Annotated in this window: 17 protein-coding genes; 12 read left to right on the top strand and 5 right to left on the bottom strand. The window is 64.5% G+C overall.

The genetic code is table 11. The features are described from left to right. Positions 1-298 precede the first annotated feature (298 nt). Genes AWB76_RS08620 through AWB76_RS08605 form a run of 4 tightly spaced genes read left to right on the top strand, consistent with a single transcriptional unit; the run spans position 299 to position 4,575 of the window. Entirely contained in the window at positions 299-1,201 is a 903-nt protein-coding gene (locus AWB76_RS08620; protein WP_082864382.1) for a DUF3034 family protein, read from the top strand. Between the two features lie 2 nt (positions 1,202-1,203). Next, positions 1,204-1,623, top strand: a complete 420-nt coding sequence (locus AWB76_RS08615) for a group I truncated hemoglobin (RefSeq protein ID WP_061159694.1) — start codon at positions 1,204-1,206, stop codon at positions 1,621-1,623. After that, on the top strand, positions 1,620-2,216 hold the full coding sequence (locus AWB76_RS08610; RefSeq protein ID WP_061159693.1) for a methylamine utilization protein: 597 nt from the start codon (positions 1,620-1,622) through the stop codon (positions 2,214-2,216). Before AWB76_RS08615 ends, AWB76_RS08610 begins: the two co-directional genes overlap by 4 nt. Positions 2,217-2,229: 13 nt before the next feature. Then, a complete protein-coding gene (locus tag AWB76_RS08605; RefSeq protein ID WP_061159692.1) occupies positions 2,230-4,575 on the top strand; it encodes a bifunctional diguanylate cyclase/phosphodiesterase in 2,346 nt (781 codons plus the stop codon). Positions 4,576-4,581: 6 nt separating this feature from the next. Here AWB76_RS08605 and AWB76_RS08600 read toward each other — a convergent pair whose 3' ends face one another. After that, the gene (locus AWB76_RS08600) at positions 4,582-6,153 is read right to left on the bottom strand and encodes a sensor domain-containing diguanylate cyclase (protein WP_063936313.1); all 1,572 of its coding nucleotides are present in this window, start codon (positions 6,151-6,153) and stop codon (positions 4,582-4,584) included. 391 nt (positions 6,154-6,544) lie between these two features. On the opposite strand from AWB76_RS08600, the gene AWB76_RS08595 reads away from it, so the two are divergent. The 3 genes from AWB76_RS08595 to aroQ all read left to right on the top strand — a co-directional run bounded on the left by AWB76_RS08595 (position 6,545) and on the right by aroQ (position 9,601). Further along, positions 6,545-7,963, top strand: coding sequence for an MFS transporter (locus AWB76_RS08595; protein ID WP_061159691.1), 1,419 nt, complete (start codon positions 6,545-6,547; stop codon positions 7,961-7,963). A 96-nt stretch (positions 7,964-8,059) separates the two neighbouring features. Then, on the top strand, positions 8,060-9,118 hold the full coding sequence (locus tag AWB76_RS08590; RefSeq protein ID WP_279616394.1) for a Gfo/Idh/MocA family protein: 1,059 nt from the start codon (positions 8,060-8,062) through the stop codon (positions 9,116-9,118). 36 nt (positions 9,119-9,154) lie between these two features. Next, on the top strand, positions 9,155-9,601 hold the full coding sequence (gene aroQ, locus AWB76_RS08585) for a type II 3-dehydroquinate dehydratase (RefSeq protein ID WP_061159690.1): 447 nt from the start codon (positions 9,155-9,157) through the stop codon (positions 9,599-9,601). 51 nt (positions 9,602-9,652) lie between these two features. Here aroQ and AWB76_RS41525 read toward each other — a convergent pair whose 3' ends face one another. Then, complete coding sequence (locus AWB76_RS41525) at positions 9,653-9,814, bottom strand: hypothetical protein (RefSeq protein WP_167357739.1); 162 nt, start codon at positions 9,812-9,814, stop codon at positions 9,653-9,655. A gap of 86 nt (positions 9,815-9,900) precedes the next feature. Continuing rightward, the gene (locus AWB76_RS08580) at positions 9,901-10,164 is read right to left on the bottom strand and encodes a hypothetical protein (protein WP_061159689.1); all 264 of its coding nucleotides are present in this window, start codon (positions 10,162-10,164) and stop codon (positions 9,901-9,903) included. A gap of 339 nt (positions 10,165-10,503) precedes the next feature. On the opposite strand from AWB76_RS08580, the gene AWB76_RS08575 reads away from it, so the two are divergent. Both AWB76_RS08575 and AWB76_RS08570 read left to right on the top strand, forming a co-directional pair. Further along, positions 10,504-11,880, top strand: coding sequence for an amino acid permease (locus AWB76_RS08575; protein WP_061159688.1), 1,377 nt, complete (start codon positions 10,504-10,506; stop codon positions 11,878-11,880). Positions 11,881-11,921: 41 nt separating this feature from the next. After that, positions 11,922-13,121: an amino acid aminotransferase gene (locus tag AWB76_RS08570; RefSeq protein ID WP_061159687.1), complete on the top strand. Its 1,200-nt coding sequence runs from the start codon at positions 11,922-11,924 to the stop codon at positions 13,119-13,121. 3 nt (positions 13,122-13,124) lie between these two features. Here AWB76_RS08570 and AWB76_RS08565 read toward each other — a convergent pair whose 3' ends face one another. Then, positions 13,125-13,496 carry a hypothetical protein gene (locus tag AWB76_RS08565; protein ID WP_061159686.1) on the bottom strand — a complete coding sequence of 124 codons (372 nt, stop codon included), beginning with the start codon at positions 13,494-13,496 and terminating at the stop codon, positions 13,125-13,127. A gap of 121 nt (positions 13,497-13,617) precedes the next feature. Here AWB76_RS08565 and AWB76_RS08560 point away from each other — a divergent pair, with 121 nt between their 5' ends. The 3 genes from AWB76_RS08560 (at position 13,618) to AWB76_RS08550 (ending at position 16,896) form a co-directional block, all read left to right on the top strand. Then, entirely contained in the window at positions 13,618-13,866 is a 249-nt protein-coding gene (locus AWB76_RS08560) for a hypothetical protein (protein WP_061159855.1), read from the top strand. Positions 13,867-13,879: 13 nt separating this feature from the next. Beyond that, positions 13,880-14,245 (top strand): hypothetical protein, encoded by a 366-nt coding sequence (locus tag AWB76_RS08555; RefSeq protein ID WP_244173268.1) that lies wholly within the window; start codon positions 13,880-13,882, stop codon positions 14,243-14,245. Positions 14,246-14,403: 158 nt separating this feature from the next. After that, on the top strand, positions 14,404-16,896 hold the full coding sequence (locus AWB76_RS08550) for a glucose/quinate/shikimate family membrane-bound PQQ-dependent dehydrogenase (protein WP_061159685.1): 2,493 nt from the start codon (positions 14,404-14,406) through the stop codon (positions 16,894-16,896). A gap of 44 nt (positions 16,897-16,940) precedes the next feature. Here the strand turns inward: AWB76_RS08550 and AWB76_RS42660 are convergent, their stop codons facing one another. Further along, on the bottom strand, positions 16,941-17,063 hold the full coding sequence (locus AWB76_RS42660) for a hypothetical protein (protein ID WP_279616393.1): 123 nt from the start codon (positions 17,061-17,063) through the stop codon (positions 16,941-16,943). Positions 17,064-17,071 lie beyond the last annotated feature (8 nt).

Raw genomic sequence — 17,071 nt, 5'->3', positions numbered from 1 at the left:
TTAGAGAAGCGCACGCGCGCCGGCCATTCTACGAACGGCTCGGCGCGCCTATACGAACGTTTGATTTGCTCTCCGCCCCGTCCCGCTTGGCCCCGCCCGAATGACAAACGTTTGCCGATGAAATACTTACGAACGGCCGTCAAGTTCATCTATCCGCCGCCGTTTACCCGTAGATGAAAAGGCGCGGCCTGCCCGGCGCGCGGCCTTGTCCAGAACGCCTGGCTCGCCGCGACGACATCGCGCGGCATTCCCGAGGCGGCACACGGAAACCCCGAAAACCCGTTGGAATGCCTCTCGCATGCGTTCGATTCACCCCAGGATGCGCGTCGCCGGCCTCGCCGTCGCGTTGCTCGCGTCGTTCTCGCCGTCCGCTTTCGCCGACGATCCGCCCGTCGTGCCGCTCACCGGCGGCAAGCTGCTGCTGACCGGCGGCGTCTCGGAAATCGAAGGCGCGGCCGGCGGCGGACTCACGCCCTGGGCCGTCATCGGCGGCTACGGCACCGCGAGCCAGCTCGGCGCGAACGCGCACGGCACCTACGTCCACACGCAGGATTACGCGCTCGGCACGTGGGGCCTGACCGTGGGCATCGCGAATCGCGTCGAACTGTCGCTCGCGCGCCAGAGCTTCGATACGCGCGATGTCGGCGCGCAGCTCGGCCTGGGCGAAAACTTCAAGTTCAACCAGAACATCTTCGGCGTGAAGGTGCGTCTCATCGGCGACGCCGTGCTCGATCAGGACACGTGGATGCCGCAGATCGCGGCCGGCCTGCAGTTCAAGCACAACGAAGAGGGCGATATCGTGAAGGCCGTCGGCGCCGCGAGCAATTCCGGCACCGATTTCTATCTCTCCGCGACCAAGCTGCTGCTCGCGCAAAGCCTCCTGCTCAACGGCATGCTGCGCTTCACGAAAGCGAACCAGTTCGGCCTGCTCGGTTTCGGCGGCGACAAGTCGAACGCGTATCACGCGGAATTCGAGTCGTCGGTGGCGTATCTGTTGTCGAAGAACGTCGCGATCGGCGCGGAGTATCGGATGAAGCCGAACAATCTCTCGTTCGCGCGCGAGCAGGACGCGTACGACGCGTTCGTCGCGTGGGCGCCGAACAAGCACGTCTCGCTGACAGCGGCCTATGTCGCGCTCGGCGATATCGCGACCGTGAAGAATCAGCGCGGTCTCTACGTTTCGCTACAGGCGGGGTTCTGACGATGAAAATCCGCCACGCCGCGCTGCTCGCCCTCATGCTCGTCTGCGCCGGCGCGCACGCCGACGACGCGCTCTACAAACAGTTCGGCGAAAAAGAAGGGCTGACGAAGATCGTCGACGACATGTACGACAACGTGCTCGCCGATCCGCGCACCGCGCCGTATTTCGACAACGCGCCCGTGAAGCGCATCAAGCAGAAGCTCGTCGAGCAGATCTGCGTGCTGCTCGACGGCCCTTGCGTCTACACCGGCCGCCCGATGCGCCGCGCGCACGAAGGCCAGAACATCGACCGGGCCGCGTTCAATGCGCTCGTCGAAGACCTTCAGGCCGCGATGGACAAGAACGGCGTGCCCTTTCACGCACAGAACAAACTGCTGGCGAAGCTCGCGCCGATGTACCGCGACGTGCAGGACCGCGAATGAACATGCTCAAAACCCTTTTCACCGTGCTCGCGTGCGGCGCGACGATCGCCCACGCCGCGAGCGTGCGCGTGACGATCGTCGATCAGACCGGCGCGCCCGTGCCCGACGCCATCGTCTATGCGCTGCCCGTAAACGGCAAGCTGCCGGCGACGAAGCCCGCGGGCGCCGTCATCGACCAGATCAAGCGGCGCTTCGTGCCGATGGTGTCCGTCGTGCAGACGGGCGCGTCGGTGACGTTTCCGAACAAGGACAACATCGAGCACGATGTCTATTCGTTCTCGCCGCCCAAGCGCTTCGAGCTGAACCTGTATCACGGCATTCCCGCCAATCCGGTCGTGTTCGACAAGCCCGGCCTCGTCGTGATGGGCTGCAATATTCACGATTCGATGGTCGCGTATCTGCTGATCGTCGAAACGCCGTGGTTCGCCAAGACCGACGCGAGCGGCGCCGCGATCATCGACAATCTGCCCGCCGATGCCTACAAGGTGATCGCGTGGCATTTCCGTCAAAGCGATCCGAACGCGCAACCGGCGCAGAAGGTCACCGCCGACGGCGCGGCGAAGTTCGCGCTGCAATTGCGGCCCGCCGAATAGGACGCCCGACACAATGCGCCTTCACAGCCTGCGCGCGCGAATCGCGCTCGTCTTCGTGGTCCTGATGCTCGTCGCGCAGGCTGCGGCGTTTCTCGTCATCAATTCGGTGATTCTGAAGAACGCGAATCGCAACGCGGAAGAGCAGCTGGCGGTGGCCGAACGCGTGTTCGCGCAGGTTTTGCGCGGCAACAGCGAGCAGTTGACGCAGGCCGCGAGCGTGGTCGCGCTCGACTTCGGCTTTCGCGAGGCCGTCGCGACGCACGACAGCAAGACGGTCGCGTCCGCGCTGCAAAATCACGGCGACCGCATTCACGCGGATGTCGTGATGCTCGTCGATCTCGACGGCAAGCTGATCGCGGACAGCGGCGGCGTCGGCCACGAAGGCATGGCGTTTCCGTTTCCCAAGCTCATCCGGACCGTCGCGAAGAAGGGCGATGCGTCGTCGTTCGGCATGATCGGTCCGCGCGCGTATCAGTTGGTCGCGGTGCCGGTGAAGGCGCCGATCGCCATCGCCTGGGTCGTGATGGGTTTCGCGGTCGACGATGCCCTCGCGCGCGACCTGAGTTCGCTCACCTCGCTCGACGTGTCGTTCCTCACGGCCGGCGACGACGGCAAATGGGGCGTGCTCGCCAGTTCGCTCGCGGACGGCGCGCGCGACGCGCTCACGAATCAGGCGCAACTCAGCGCCGACGGCTACGCGACGCGCATCATGCGGCTGCATTCCGAGGGCCGCACGATCGAGGTGCTGCTCGAACGCTCGCTGAACGAGGCGCTCGCGCCGTTCCATCGGCTGCAATCGACGCTGCTTCTGATCACGCTGCTCGGCGTGCTGATTTCGATCGTCGGCAGCGTGCTCACGGCGCGCTCGGTCACGCGTCCGATCGCGGCGCTCACGCAGTTTTCGAAGCGCATCGGGCAGGGCGATTACGCCGCGCCGATCGAAATTCGCCAGAACGACGAAATCGGCGAGCTGGCGCGCGCGTTCAATCAGATGCGGGACGGCATCTCGGAGCGCGAGAAGCGCATCACGGAACTGGCGTACATGGACCGGCTGACCGGCCTGCCGAATCGCGCGCTCTTCAACGATCGTCTGCAACAGGCGATCGCCGCCGCGATGCGCGAAAACCGTCCGCTCTCCGTGATGATGATGGACCTCGACCGCTTCAAGTACGTGAACGACACGCTCGGGCATCCGATCGGCGACATGCTGCTGTGCGAAGTGGCCAAACGCCTGCGCGCGGCGCTGCAACGCAAATCCGACACGGTCGCGCGTCTGGGCGGCGACGAATTCGCCGTGCTGCTGCCCGCCAACGATCTGCCGTCCGCGCGGCGGGTCGCCACGCGGATGCTGCGCGCGCTGGAAGAGCCGATCATGATCGAAGGGCAGCTCGTCGATGTCGGCGCGAGCATCGGCATCGTCACGTTTCCGCAGAACGGCACGGACATGAACGTGCTGCTGCGCCGCGCCGATATCGCGATGTACGTCGCGAAGCGCTCGAATCTCGGCTTCGCGCTCTACGACGAACGCCACGACGAGCACAGCGCCGAGCGTCTTTCGCTGATGAGCGAGCTGCGGCAGGCCGTCGAGCACGATCAGCTGACGCTCTACTATCAGCCGAAGGTCGATCTCGCGACGCATCGCGTGAAATATGTCGAGGCGCTCGTGCGCTGGGAACATCCGACGCGCGGCTTCGTCGCGCCCGACCAGTTCATCCCGTTCGCGGAGCAGACGGGCTACATCAAGACGATTTCGCGCTGGGTCGCCGACAAGGCGATCGGTCAGTGCGCCGCGTGGCGCAGGCAGGGCATCGAGCTGGCGGTGTCGGTGAACGTGTCGGCGCGCGAGCTGATCCAGTCGACGCTGCCCGAAATCTTCCAGGGCCTGCTCGACAAGCACGGCGTCGCGCCCGAATGGATCTGGATCGAGATCACCGAGAGCGCGATCATGGACGACCCAAATCACGCCATCGAGACGCTCGACCGGCTGCACGCGCTCGGCATTCGCCTGTCCATCGACGATTTCGGCACCGGTTATTCGTCGCTGTCGTATCTGAAGCGCATGCCCGTCGACGAGCTGAAGATCGACAAATCGTTCGTGATGGGCATGTTCCAGCACAAGGACGACGAGACCATCGTGCGCTCGACGATCGATCTCGGGCACAACATGGGACTGAAGGTCGTGGCCGAAGGCGTCGAAACCGAAGAGATGCTGGAGCGGCTCAGGGCGCTGCGCTGCGATCTGGCGCAGGGCTTCCATCTGAGCCGGCCGCTGCCGCCCGCCAAGCTCGAAGCGTGGCTCGACGTGTGGCAGACGACGACTCAGACGGCCTTGCTCGCCGCGCCGCCGGAAGAAGCGTAGCGGCGGCTACCAGGTGCGGCCGCGGCCGCGATCGGCATTCGCGACGGCTTGTTCGTCGTTGGTTTCGCCGTCGCGATCGGCGAATCGGTAGGTGCCGCGTTCCGCCGATTTCGCTTCGTACAGCGCGGCATCGGCGCGCTTCAACGCGCTTTCGAAGAGCTCGCCCGGCCGCGCGAGCGCAATGCCGATACTCACGCCCACGCGCACCGTTTCCACGCTTCCGAGCAAGTACGGCGCGGACAATTCGCCGATGATCTTGCGCGCGAACACGACGTTCGACGCATCCGCGATATACGTCGCGACGATCGCGAACTCGTCGCCGCCGAGACGCGCGACCAGCTCGCCGCGGCGCATCGCGTTGCGCAGGCGGTCCGCGACGCACTTCAGCAATGCGTCGCCGGCATTGTGGCCGTGCGTGTCGTTGACGTGCTTGAAGCCGTCGAGATCCACGTACATCACCATCACTTTCTCGCGGCCGACCGCGCCTGCCATCAGACGCGCGGCGTAATCGCCGAGATAGCGCCGGTTCGGCAGCCCCGTGAGCGAGTCGTGATGCGCCCAGTGCAGGATTTTCGCCTCGGCTTTGCGGCGCTCCGTGACGTCCTCGATGATGATCACCGAACTGCCGTCCGGCACCGGATTGCGGCTCAGTTCGAGATGGCGGCCGTCGCGCAGCGGGAGATCGAGCGGCAGCTTGCCGTCTTCGAGCCACTGCGCGCATCGCTCGGCAAATTGCTCGCGCAGCGACTCGCCGAATTTCGCGAGCCCGACATAGCCGATGAACTCCGGCAGCGAAACGTTCAACCGCAGCGTGTCGACGGTCGCGCCGAACAGCTCCGCCGCCTTGCGATTCGCGATCACCACCTTGCCCGACGCATCCACGGTGCACAGGCCGTGCGGCATATGCGCGAGCGCCGCGTCGAAGCGCGCGGCGATTTCGGCGTGGCCCTGTTCGGCGGCCATCAGCGCGACGAGGCCGCGATAGTGACGCTGCACGACCGCGCACATCGCGCCGATATAGAGCACGAGCGGCGGCACGAGAATCCAATAGCCCGGCGGCCCGAAGAGGCCGCCGGCGCCGATCGGCAGCGCGCCGAGGCACACCTGCGCGATCGCCAGATGCGGCGTGCCCGCGTTGCGCGACGCGATGCCGCCGAGCAGGCCCGCCGTCACCATGATCGCGAGCGCGGCGAGCACGGCGTCGCCGGACAGGACGCAGGCCATCGTGCCCAGGCCGGTCACGAGGCAGGCGGCGAGTCCGAACGGCGCATAGCGCGCGGCCCACGGACCGGGATGCGGCGCGTCCCGACGGCCGAGCGCGCGATAGCGGTGCACGATCGAAAGACGCGCGCCGAGCAGAATCGTGTCGATGGCGAGCCAGAGCATCGCCCAGAGCGTTTGCTGGCGTCCGAGCGCGATCACCGCGACGAACGCGCCGGCGAAGCCGGACAGCAGAAGCGGGCGGACGTCCTCGACGAGCGTCGACACCAGCGACGCGCGGATCGCGGGCGTGATGCGCCCGTCCTCCGTAGCCGGCGTGGCCAGAATCGAATCGATCAAGGTCGGATTGCCTGACATACGGAAGATCGGCCAACGAGAGAGCGAATATGAATGCCGCGGCGATGCCGTCACCGCCGGTACTCGTGTATACGGCGTCGTTTGCCCATTCTTTAGGCATGACTTAGGCGCGGCTTAGGTCGTTTGGGTGATTATTCGCTCGGAGCACATTCTGACTTTCCTTCGCGCCGGATTATGTTTTCGCGCGGACATAGTAATTTAGCGCTCAAGCCTTTCATGTCCGACGCACGCGCGGGTTTTGCCTCATCGAAAGCTTTCGATCCAGGGGCGATGATGCTTTGATGTCTTGCGCGCGATGCCGCGAAGGCATCGTCGGTGAGGAAGGAAAAGAAGCAGTATCGTCGTTGAGATGGCCACAGAAACCGTCGGGCGATTCAAAAAAGGAGACGTCATGGACACGAACTCTCTCTCACCCGGTGCGCAAGGCGGGTCGCACGCCGAGCACCACAAGCAGACGAAGAAGGCGACCGCGAGCGGCTGGATCGGCTCCGCGCTCGAGTACTACGACTTCTTCATCTACGCGCAGGCCGCCGCGCTGATCTTTCCGCAGCTCTTCTTTCCGTCCGGCAATCCGAAAGTGGCGATCGTCGCGTCGCTCGCGACCTACGGCGTCGGTTACGTCGCGCGTCCGATCGGCGCGTTCGTGCTCGGCCACTGGGGCGACACGCACGGCCGCAAGACCGTGCTCGTGCTGTGCATGTTCCTGATGGGCTTCTCGACGATGGCCGTCGGCCTGCTGCCGACCTATCACAGCGTCGGCATGCTCGCGCCGACGCTCCTCGTCGTCCTGCGGCTGGTCCAGGGCTTCGCGGTCGCGGGCGAAATCTCCGGCGCAAGCTCGATGATCCTCGAACACTCGCCGTTCGGACGGCGCGGCTATTTCGCGAGCTTCACGCTGCAGGGCGTGCAGGCCGGCCAGATTCTCGCCGCCGCCGTGTTCCTGCCGCTCGCGTACTACATGCCGGAGGATTCGTTCAATAGCTGGGGCTGGCGCATTCCGTTCCTGCTTTCGGCGTTCGTGCTGATCGCGGGCTACATCATCCGGCGCGAAGTGCACGAAACGCCCGCCTTCGAGAAAGAGGGCGAAAAGGGCGCGGTGCCGCGCTCGCCGATCGTCGATGCCTTCAAGTACAACCTCGGCGACATGATCCGCGTCGTCTGCATGGCGCTGATGAATGTGATTCCCGTGGTCGCGACCATTTTCGGCGCGGCGTACGCGGTGCAGGCGGCGTACGGCGTCGGCTTTCACAAGAGCGTGTATTTGTGGATTCCGGTCGTCGGCAACATTCTTGCGGTCATCGTGATTCCGATCGTCGGCAATCTCTCCGACAAGATCGGGCGCAAGCCGCCGATCATCGTCGGGGCGATCGCCTCCGGGCTGCTGTCGTATCTGTATCTCTACGCGATCAGCATTCACAGCGTCGGCATGGCGATCGGCGCGTCGCTGCTGATGTGGGGCATCGTTTATCAGGGCTATAACGCGATTTTCCCGAGCTTCTATCCCGAGCTCTTCCCGACGCGCACGCGCGTTTCCGCGATGGCCATCTCGCAGAACGTCGGCACGACCATCACCGCGCTGCTGCCCGCGCTGTTCGCGACGGTCGCGCCGCCGGGATCGACGAACATTCCGTTCACCATCGGCTCGATCACGCTCGTCGTCACGATCATCTCGGCGATCGCCGCGTGGAGCGCGCGGGAGACGTATCGCATTCCGCTCAACCAGCTCGGCGAGCAGGACGCGCGGCCGGTCGAAAAGTCCGAGTACGACCGCCTGCGCGCGGAATCCGTCGCGAACGCGCGGGCTTCCTAGCACTCATTCCCTCGATTGGTTTTTCTCACGGCGGCGCGCGAACCGCGCCGTCCGCGTGCTCTCGCGTGCGCATTTTTTCTCAACCGGTGAATTCAAGTGAATACAGACTCAGGCAAGACGCGTATCGCGGTGGCGGGCGCGGGTTATATCGGACAGGCGCACATGGGCGTCGCGCAGTCGAGTGCGACGTGCACGCTTTCCGCCATCGTCGATCCGGCGCCGGCCGCCGCGGCAATCGCGGAGAAAGCGGGCGTGCCGCTCTATAAGACGCTCGATGAACTGCTCGCGAAGGATCGCCCGGACGGCATCGTGCTCGCGACGCCGAATCAGTTGCACGTCGAGCATGCGCGGGTGTGTCTCGCGGCCGGCGTGCCGATCCTGCTGGAAAAGCCGATCGCGCCGACCGTCGAGCAAGCGCAGGCGCTCGTCGACGACGTCGAGCGCTCGGGCGCGAAGGTGCTGATCGGGCATCATCGCGCGCATAGTCCGATCATGGCGCGCGCGAAGCAGGTCATCGACGAAGGGCGTCTCGGCAAGCTCGTCGCGGTGATGGGCAGCGCCGTGTTCTTCAAGCCCGACGAGTATTACGCGAGCGCACCGTGGCGGCGCGAGCCGGGCGGCGGTCCGATCCTGCTCAACATGATCCACGAGGTGCACAACCTGCGCATGCTGTGCGGCGACATCGTCGCGGTGCAGGCGTTCGCTTCGCACGCGACGCGCGGCTTTCCCGTCGAAGATACCGTCGCGATCAATCTGCGTTTCGCGAGCGGCGCGCTCGGCACTTTCATGCTGTCCGATACCGCCGCGTGTCCGCGAAGCTGGGAGCAGACTTCGCAGGAGAACAAGGCGTATTCCACTTATCCCGACGAAGACTGCTACGTGATCGCGGGCACCTTCGGCTCGCTTTCCGTGCCGACGATGCGTCTCAAGTCCTATTCGAAGGCCGAAGACCGCTCATGGTGGAAGCCGTTCGACGAAACCATCGTGGCGATGCAGCGCGACGATCCGCTCGCGCATCAGATGGAACATTTCGGGCGCGTGGCGCGCGGAGAATCCGAGCCTATTGTCAGCGCGCGCGACGGGCTGCAGAATCTGCGGATCACCGAGGCCATCGTTCTTGCCGCCACGAGCGGAAAGATCGTCGAGACCGCCTGAATCTTTTCAATTCCCCATTCCGTTCAAGGAAATCACATGGCAAAGATCCTGACGCTGCACGGCGTCAACCTCAACATGTTCGGCAAGCGCGATCCGAAGCAGTACGGCACGGCGACGCTCGCGCAGATCGACGAGCAAATGGCCGCGCTCGGCAAGGAGCTGGGCGTGGACGTGGAGGGTTACCAGACGAATATCGAAGGCGAGATGTGCTCGCGCATTCATCGCGCGTTCGAGGAAAACGTGGATGCGATCGTGATCAACGCGGGCGCGTGGACGCACTACAGCTACGCGATCCGCGATGCGCTCGCCATTTTGAAGGCGCCGATCATCGAAGTGCACATGTCGCACGTGCACGCGCGCGAAGAGTTCCGCCACAAATCGGTATTCGCGGAAATCGCGAGAGGGCAGATTTCCGGCTTCGGCGTGGATAGCTACTTGCTCGGCCTGCGCGCAGCGGTCGCTGCGATCAACGCGGGCAAATAAGCGGCCTGCTTATCCGGCGAGGCGTGTGGGCGCCTCGCCGCGGTCATCGTGTCAGGCCGGGTGACTGAAGTCCTTCGAGGCGGGCGCGACCGGCTCGCGTTCGCTCTGCGTGCGTTGCGGTTCCTGATTGCGCTGCGCCGCGCCGCGGATGAACAGCACCGCGCCGGCCGCGCACACACCCCAGACCGCCGCGATGATCGTCAAGTAGCTCATTTCCTTCTCCCCGATGCTCCGAGCGCGGGCGGCTCATGCCGTCACCGCTGCTCTCCTACTGTTGGCCCTGTTGGTCCTGTAATCCGTCACGCCTGCGACGCGGGCAGCGCCAGCAAACGTCCGATCAGCTCTTGCGCGAGCGCATGCTGCTCGGTGATGGACTCTGCATCGTCGGCGGTGGCATCGCGCTCGCCGCGCAGCTTGCCGGCGAGGCGCATGATGTTGTCCGACACCGACTGCAACGCATTCAGCAACTCGGCCTGCGTGACTGCCGCGCCGTCCTGCGATCCTTCCGTGAAACACTGCGCCGTGCGATGCGGCCTGGCGTTTCCTTCCATCGTCTGATACATGGCGACCCCGTCGTGAGTGGATGGTGCAATTCTCCCGCCGACGCGCCCCAAGCAATCCTCCGAACAACCCCTGATTACGGCCTCAATTCGTTTGTTGTGCGCTCTGGAAATCGTCAGCGCGCTGCGCCAGGTCCGCCCACCAAGGCTTCACGGTTCGTGAGCGGTAAAATCGCAGGTCCGTGCGCTGATAATCGGCCTTTTTTGCAGCGGCTTGTGGGGTCATCCGCACGAAAAAACAACAGTTTTTACCAAAGAGCAGACCAAAAAATCGGACGAAACGACTCGCGCGATCGTTCGATCTTTGCGAGCGGCATTTTTTGCAGTGCAACAGGCATCGACATGGCTTCACCCACGACGAACGACACCTCCACACACGACACACTCAGGCGCGGACTCAAGAGCCGCCATATCCAGCTGATCGCGCTTGGCGGCGCGATCGGCACCGGGCTGTTTCTCGGCGTCGCGCAGACGATCAAGCTCGCCGGGCCATCGGTGCTGCTCGGCTACGCGATCGCCGGGCTGATGGCGTTCTTCATCATGCGGCAGTTGGGCGAGATGATCGTCGACGAGCCGGTCGCCGGTTCCTTCAGCCATTTCGCCGACAAATACTGGGGCCACGCCGCCGGCTTCATCTCCGGCTGGAACTACTGGGCCATTTACATCCTGGTGAGCATGGCGGAGCTATCGGCGGTCGGCATCTACATGCAGTACTGGTGGCCGGGGCTGCCCATGTGGATATCGGCGCTCGCGTGCTTCGTGATCGTCAACGCGATCAACCTGACGAGCGTGAAGTCCTACGGCGAGACCGAGTTCTGGTTCGCGATCGTGAAAGTGGCGGCGATCGTCGGCATGATCCTGTTCGGCGTCTTTCTGCTCGTATCAGGAAAAGCGGGGCCGGAGGCGAGCGTCGCGAACCTGTGGCGGCTCGGCGGCTTCTTTCCGAACGGCGTGCACGGACTCGTCATGTCGATGGCCGTCATCATGTTCTCGTTCGGCGGGCTGGAACTCGTCGGCATCACGGCGGCGGAAGCGGAAGATCCGTCGCGCAGCATTCCGCGCGCGACCAATCAGGTCATCTACCGCATCCTGATTTTCTATGTCGGCGCGCTCGGCGTGCTGCTTTCGCTTTATCCGTGGGACAAGGTCGCGACCGGCGGCAGTCCGTTCGTGCTGATATTCCGCGAGATGAACAGCACGATCGTGGCGAACGTGCTCAACGTGATCGTGCTGACGGCCGCGCTCTCCGTGTACAACAGCGGCGTCTATGCGAACAGCCGCATGCTCTACGGCCTCGCGCAGCAGGGCAACGCGCCGCGCGCGCTGCTCAACGTGAGCGGGCGCGGCATTCCGCTCGCGGCGCTGGCGGTGTCGGCGCTGGTGACGGCGGCGTGCGTCGTCATCAACTACGTGATTCCGGGGCGCGCGTTCGGCCTGCTGATGGGCCTCGCGGTGTCGGCGCTCGTCATCAACTGGGCGATGATCAGCATCATCCACCTCATGTTCCGCCGGCATAAGCGCGCGAACGCCGAAGTCACGACCTTCGCGAGCTTCGGTCATCCGTTCACGAACTACATCGTGCTTGCGTTTCTCGCGGGCATCGTCTGGGTGATGTACGCGATTCCCGACCTGCGCCTCTCCGTGTACCTGATTCCCGTCTGGCTGGCCGTTCTCGGAATCGGCTACTATCTCAAAACTCGGGCCGCGCGCGGAGACTGACGCGGCCGCTCTTGCTGATCTCTCGTCCAAATACCGTCACCATGTTCGAACATATCGATGCTTACCCCGGCGACCCGATCCTGTCGCTGAACGAAAACTTCCAGAAAGATCCGCGCACGAACAAGGTCAACCTGAGCATCGGGATTTACTTCGATGACGAAGGCCGCCTGCCCGTGATGCAGGCCGTGCGCGACGCGGAACTGTCGATCCTGAAGGAACTCGGCCCGAAGCCCTATCTGCCGATGGCCGGTTTCGCGCATTATCGCGACGCCGTGCAGGCGCTCGTGTTCGGCAACGACAGCCCGGCGCGCGCCGATGGCCGCATCGCGAGCGTGCAGACGCTCGGCGGATCGGGCGCGCTGAAAGTGGGCGCGGATTTCATCAAGCGCTATTTCCCGAAGTCGCAGGTCTGGGTGAGCGATCCGACGTGGGAGAACCACCGGTTCATCTTCGAGCGCGCGGGTTTCGACGTGAACACGTACCCGTACTACGACGAAGCCACCGGCGGCCTGCGCTTCGACGCGATGCTCGAAGCCATCGACAAACTGCCCGCGAAGAGCGTCGTGCTGCTGCACGCGTGCTGTCATAACCCGACGGGCGTCGATCTCGATCAGGCGCAGTGGGTGAAGATCATCGACGTGCTGCAAAAGCGCGACCTGCTGCCGTTCGTCGACATGGCGTATCAGGGCTTCGGCTCGGGCCTCGACGACGACGCCTTCGCCGTGCGCGAACTCGGGCGCCGTGGCGTGCCGGCGTTCATCGCCAATTCGTTCTCGAAGAATTTCTCGCTGTACGGCGAACGCTGCGGCGGCCTGCACGTGATTTGCGACGATGCCGCCGAAGCCGATCGCGTGCTCGGCCAGCTGACGAGCGCGGTGCGCGCGAACTACAGCAATCCGCCGACGCACGGCGCGAAAATCGTCACGCATGTGCTCAACACGCCCGAACTGAAGCAGTCGTGGGAGAAGGAGCTCGCGTCGATGTGCCAGCGCATCGCGCGCATGCGTCAGGCGATCCACGACGGCCTGAAGGACCACGTGCGCGGCGAAATGCTCACGCGCTACGTCAGGCAGCGCGGCATGTTCACGTACACGGGACTCGTCGCGGATCAGGCGGACCGTCTCAAGGAAGAGTTCGGCGTGTATATCCTGCGCTCGGGCCGCATGTGCGTCGCGGGCCTGAACGACAGTAACGTGCAGATCGTCGCCGATGCCATCGGCAAGGTGCTGGCGGCGAAGTAATCGCTACATCGCGGGACAGGACAGCACTTTCTGCGGCGGCAGGCTGCCCGGTCCCGTGTCGACTTGCGTGCCGCGCGGCGGCGTCAGGATGAGCCGCACACTCGTGGCGCCTTCGTTCGCGAGCACGTACACGTCCCCGCTTCCCTCAGGCTGCCAGTACACGCGATACACCTCGCCGTCCTTGTAGACATGCAGCGCGCCGTGCCGCACGGTGCCGCCTCGCCAGAAATTCACGCTTTCCCCTTCGCGCAACGCGATCATGCCGTCCTGCCCGTTCGTCGCGCTTTCGAGCGTGCCGCAGACGGCGTCGTCGGCGTGCGCGTGCGTGCAGAAGGCGAGCGCCGCCGCGCATAGAAACATCGTTTTGCGTTTCATCGACATTCGATTCCCGGAAAAGGCGCGTGCGCCGTCCCGCGCTCGTCGCAAGATATGCGCCGACGTTCCTCCGCGCGTGTGCTACTTTGAATGGAAGCAGCCTTCGACCACGGAGGGCGACATGACTGTGATCGCACCCGACGAAAAAGCGGATTTCCTCGCGATTCTCGCGCGCCATCGTCTCGACGAGGGCGATTTTCTCGTTCAGGAAGGCGGCGCTTCCGACATCGTGGACGATGTCTATCCGCTGCAAGGCACCGTAACCATCACGCGACGTTCCACGCTGAAGGAACGCGAATATCGCATCGGACACGGCACGGAATGGACCGCCGCGTTCGAGAAGGATTTGAACAAGGGCGTGTTCAACTGAACGAGCGTGCCGCATGCAGGTTTTTTTCACGCACTTTTTCGAAGCGGAGCAGGCGATGAGACCGACCGAATTCAAATCGTTCAAGGCGCACGTTGCGATGATGCTGCGCGATCTGCCGCGCGGCGTGACGGCCGATCTCACCGATGTGGCCGTCGCGTACTGGAACGGCACGCAAGTGGTCGGCGCCTATCTGCGCGATAACGGCCGAATCGACGAAGATTTCGATTTCGACGAAAACGCGTGGGGCAACTGGCGCGAGGAATTCCTGACGTGGTTCGATGCGCCGCGTTTCTCCGAGCGTGCCGATCTCAAGGCGGCGTTCACGTCAGGCGTCATGCCCGCGGGCGTGCACGGCGGGCTCTGGCCGAGACCGCTCTGATCCGGCTTCATCCGGCAAGCCATCTGTAAGCACTCCTCGCACACGCCATCGCCCGCCGAAACGGCACAGCGATTGCTCCTTCCCTCCAAGCGACAGCGTCCGAACCACGACCGCCAGACGGCCGTGTTCCGCCTTTCATCGTCACGGAGGATTTCAGCATGGCTGGCAACGGAAGACTCAATCCGCTCACGTTTTTCACGGCCATCGTGTTCATCGTCATCGGCGTGGCGCTGGCGGCGGGCGGCGCTTATCTCGTCGCGCTGAAGGGGTCGTGGTACTACGTGGTCGCGGGCGTGGCCATCGTCCTGACCGGATTGCTGTTGCTGATCCGGCGGCGCTCCGCGCTGCTGCTCTTTGCGCTGGTCCTGTTCGGATCGACGATATGGGCCGTCGTCGAAGTGCATTTCGATTTCTGGCAACTGATGCCGCGCCTGTGGATCTGGGTGCTGCTCGGCATCTGGCTGCTGATTCCTTTCGTGCACGGCGGCGCGCTGTTCGGGCCGCCTTCCACCGCGCGCGCGGCACGCACGCCGCTCGCCGCCGCGATCATCCTCGCGCTGCTGCTCGGTGCCGGCACCTGGTTCAACCATCCGCACGACCTGCCGGGACGCATCGACTTGACTGTCGCCGCCGATCCCAACCAGCCCGATGCCAACGCCGCGACCGGCCGCGCGCCGGGCGACTGGATCGACTATGGCGGCTCGCCGCTCGCGCAGCGCTACGTGCCGCTCACGCAGATCACGCCGGAGAACGCGCATCAGTTGAAGGTGGCGTGGACGTTTCGCACCGGCGACATGCCCGGCGCCGACGATCCGACCGAAACCACCGACGAGAACACGCCGCTCAAGATCGGCGACACGATTTTTCTGTGCACGCCGCATAGCAAGGTGATCGCGCTCGATGCCGCGAGCGGCAAGGAAAAGTGGCGCTACGATCCGCAGATTCAGAGCCCGATCGGATTCAAGCATTGGGAGCACATGACTTGCCGTGGCGTCGCTTATTACGATGGGTCGATGCATCCGATGCCTGCCGCTTCAGCCTCCGCTTCCGACGCCGCTGCGGCTTCCGCACCGGTCGATGCCGCATCGGCGCCGACGGAAGCATCGGCGCCCGTGCAGACGCCCGCGCAAACCACGGCGCAGGCCGAATGCCCGCATCGCCTGTTTCTGCCGACCGCCGATGCCCGCCTGATCGCGCTCGACGCCGACACCGGCAAGCCGTGCGCGAGTTTCGGAAAGGACGGCGCGATCGATCTGCGCGCGAACATCGGCCCGTTCACGCCGGGCGGCTATTACTCGACGTCGCCGCCGGCCGTCTTCCAGAATCTCGTGATCGTCGGCGGCCACGTGACCGACAACGAATCGAACAACGAGCCGTCAGGCGTGATCCGCGCATTCGACGTCAACGACGGCCATCTCGTCTGGAACTGGGATTCCGGCAACCCGGACGCCACCGAGCCGATCGCGGCGGGCGGCACCTACGTGCGCAACTCGCCGAACATGTGGTCGATGTTCAGCGTCGACGAGAAACGCGGCATGATCTATCTGCCGATGGGCAATCAGACGCCCGATCAGTGGGGCGGTCAACGCACGCCGCAGGCCGAGAAGTTCGGCGCCGGCCTCGTCGCGCTCGATGCGGCGACGGGCAAGCTGCGCTGGAACTATCAGTTCACGCATCACGATTTGTGGGATATGGATGTCGGCGGCCAGCCGACGCTCGTCGACCTGCAGACGGCACAAGGCGTGCAGCCGGCGGTGATCGCATCGACGAAACAGGGCAGCCTCTACGTGCTGAACCGCGAAACCGGCAAGCCGATCGTGCCGATCAGCGAAGTCGCGGTGCCGGGCGGCGCGGCGAAGGGCGATCACACCGCGCCGACGCAGGCGGTCTCCGCGCTGAATTTCAACCCGCCGCGCGTGACGGAAGCCGACATGTGGGGCACGACGCCGTTCGATCAGCTCTGGTGCCGGATCAAGTTCAAGAGTCTGCGCTACGACGGGCCTTACACGCCGCCATCGGAGCAGGGGTCGCTCGTGTTCCCGGGCAACTTCGGCGTGTTCGACTGGGGCGGCATTTCCGTCGATCCGGTGCGGCAGATTCTGATCGCGAATCCGGATTACATGGCGTTCACGTCGAAACTGATTCCGCGCGACAAGATTCCCGAGAACAACGGCGAAAAGAAGGGCAGCGAAACGAGCGGCATCAAGCTCGCGCGCGGCACGCCGTTCGGCTTTGAGATCAGCGCGTTTCTTTCGCCGCTCGGGATTCCATGCCAGGCGCCGCCGTGGGGCTACATCGCGGGCGTGGATCTGCGCACGCAGAAAATCACGTGGATGCACAAGAACGGCACGATCATCGACAGCGCGCCGCTGCCCATTCCGATGCCGCTCGGCGTGCCGAGCCTCGGCGGGACGATCGTGACGGCGGGCGGCGTCGCGTTCCTGACGGGCACGCTGGATCAGTACGTGCGCGCCTACGACGTGCGCGACGGCAAGAAGCTATGGGAAGCGCGTTTGCCGGCGGGCGGCCAGGCGACACCGATAAGCTACGCCGATGCAAGCGGCAAACAGTACGTGCTCGTGACGGCGGGCGGTCACGGATCGCTCGGCACGAAAGCGGGCGATTACGTGATTGCCTACACGGTGCAGTGATGCGGGAAACGCGGCGGCGGGGAATTTTCCCCGCCGCCCGCGCGTTACGTCCGGCGATACGCTTCGGCCATCAGCGCGCTGACCTTGGCGCGCGTGGCAAGTGCGTTGCGCACGGTGGCGACGATGAAGGAAACGAGGGCGATCGGCGTGGCAGCGATGATTCCCATAATGGACT

Source organism: Caballeronia temeraria (genome assembly GCF_001544795.2).
Classification (GTDB): Bacteria; Pseudomonadota; Gammaproteobacteria; order Burkholderiales; family Burkholderiaceae; genus Caballeronia; species Caballeronia temeraria.
Note: the sequence above shows the minus strand (reverse complement) of the source record. Positions and strands in the feature narration are given on the sequence as shown.

Excerpts from the sequence above, each read along its gene's own strand:
- AWB76_RS08620 (WP_082864382.1), top strand. The coding sequence starts at position 299 with ATGCGTTCGATTCACCCCAGGATGCGCGTCGCCGGCCTCGCCGTCGCG.
- AWB76_RS08615 (WP_061159694.1), top strand. The coding sequence starts at position 1,204 with ATGAAAATCCGCCACGCCGCGCTGCTCGCCCTCATGCTCGTCTGCGCC.
- AWB76_RS08610 (WP_061159693.1), top strand. The coding sequence starts at position 1,620 with ATGAACATGCTCAAAACCCTTTTCACCGTGCTCGCGTGCGGCGCGACG.
- AWB76_RS08605 (WP_061159692.1), top strand. The coding sequence starts at position 2,230 with ATGCGCCTTCACAGCCTGCGCGCGCGAATCGCGCTCGTCTTCGTGGTC.
- AWB76_RS08600 (WP_063936313.1), bottom strand. The coding sequence starts at position 6,153 with ATGTCAGGCAATCCGACCTTGATCGATTCGATTCTGGCCACGCCGGCT.
- AWB76_RS08595 (WP_061159691.1), top strand. The coding sequence starts at position 6,545 with ATGGACACGAACTCTCTCTCACCCGGTGCGCAAGGCGGGTCGCACGCC.
- aroQ (WP_061159690.1), top strand. The coding sequence starts at position 9,155 with ATGGCAAAGATCCTGACGCTGCACGGCGTCAACCTCAACATGTTCGGC.
- AWB76_RS41525 (WP_167357739.1), bottom strand. The coding sequence starts at position 9,814 with ATGAGCTACTTGACGATCATCGCGGCGGTCTGGGGTGTGTGCGCGGCC.
- AWB76_RS08580 (WP_061159689.1), bottom strand. The coding sequence starts at position 10,164 with ATGTATCAGACGATGGAAGGAAACGCCAGGCCGCATCGCACGGCGCAG.
- AWB76_RS08575 (WP_061159688.1), top strand. The coding sequence starts at position 10,504 with ATGGCTTCACCCACGACGAACGACACCTCCACACACGACACACTCAGG.
- AWB76_RS08570 (WP_061159687.1), top strand. The coding sequence starts at position 11,922 with ATGTTCGAACATATCGATGCTTACCCCGGCGACCCGATCCTGTCGCTG.
- AWB76_RS08565 (WP_061159686.1), bottom strand. The coding sequence starts at position 13,496 with ATGAAACGCAAAACGATGTTTCTATGCGCGGCGGCGCTCGCCTTCTGC.
- AWB76_RS08560 (WP_061159855.1), top strand. The coding sequence starts at position 13,618 with ATGACTGTGATCGCACCCGACGAAAAAGCGGATTTCCTCGCGATTCTC.
- AWB76_RS08555 (WP_244173268.1), top strand. The coding sequence starts at position 13,880 with ATGCAGGTTTTTTTCACGCACTTTTTCGAAGCGGAGCAGGCGATGAGA.
- AWB76_RS08550 (WP_061159685.1), top strand. The coding sequence starts at position 14,404 with ATGGCTGGCAACGGAAGACTCAATCCGCTCACGTTTTTCACGGCCATC.
- AWB76_RS42660 (WP_279616393.1), bottom strand. The coding sequence starts at position 17,063 with ATGGGAATCATCGCTGCCACGCCGATCGCCCTCGTTTCCTTCATCGTC.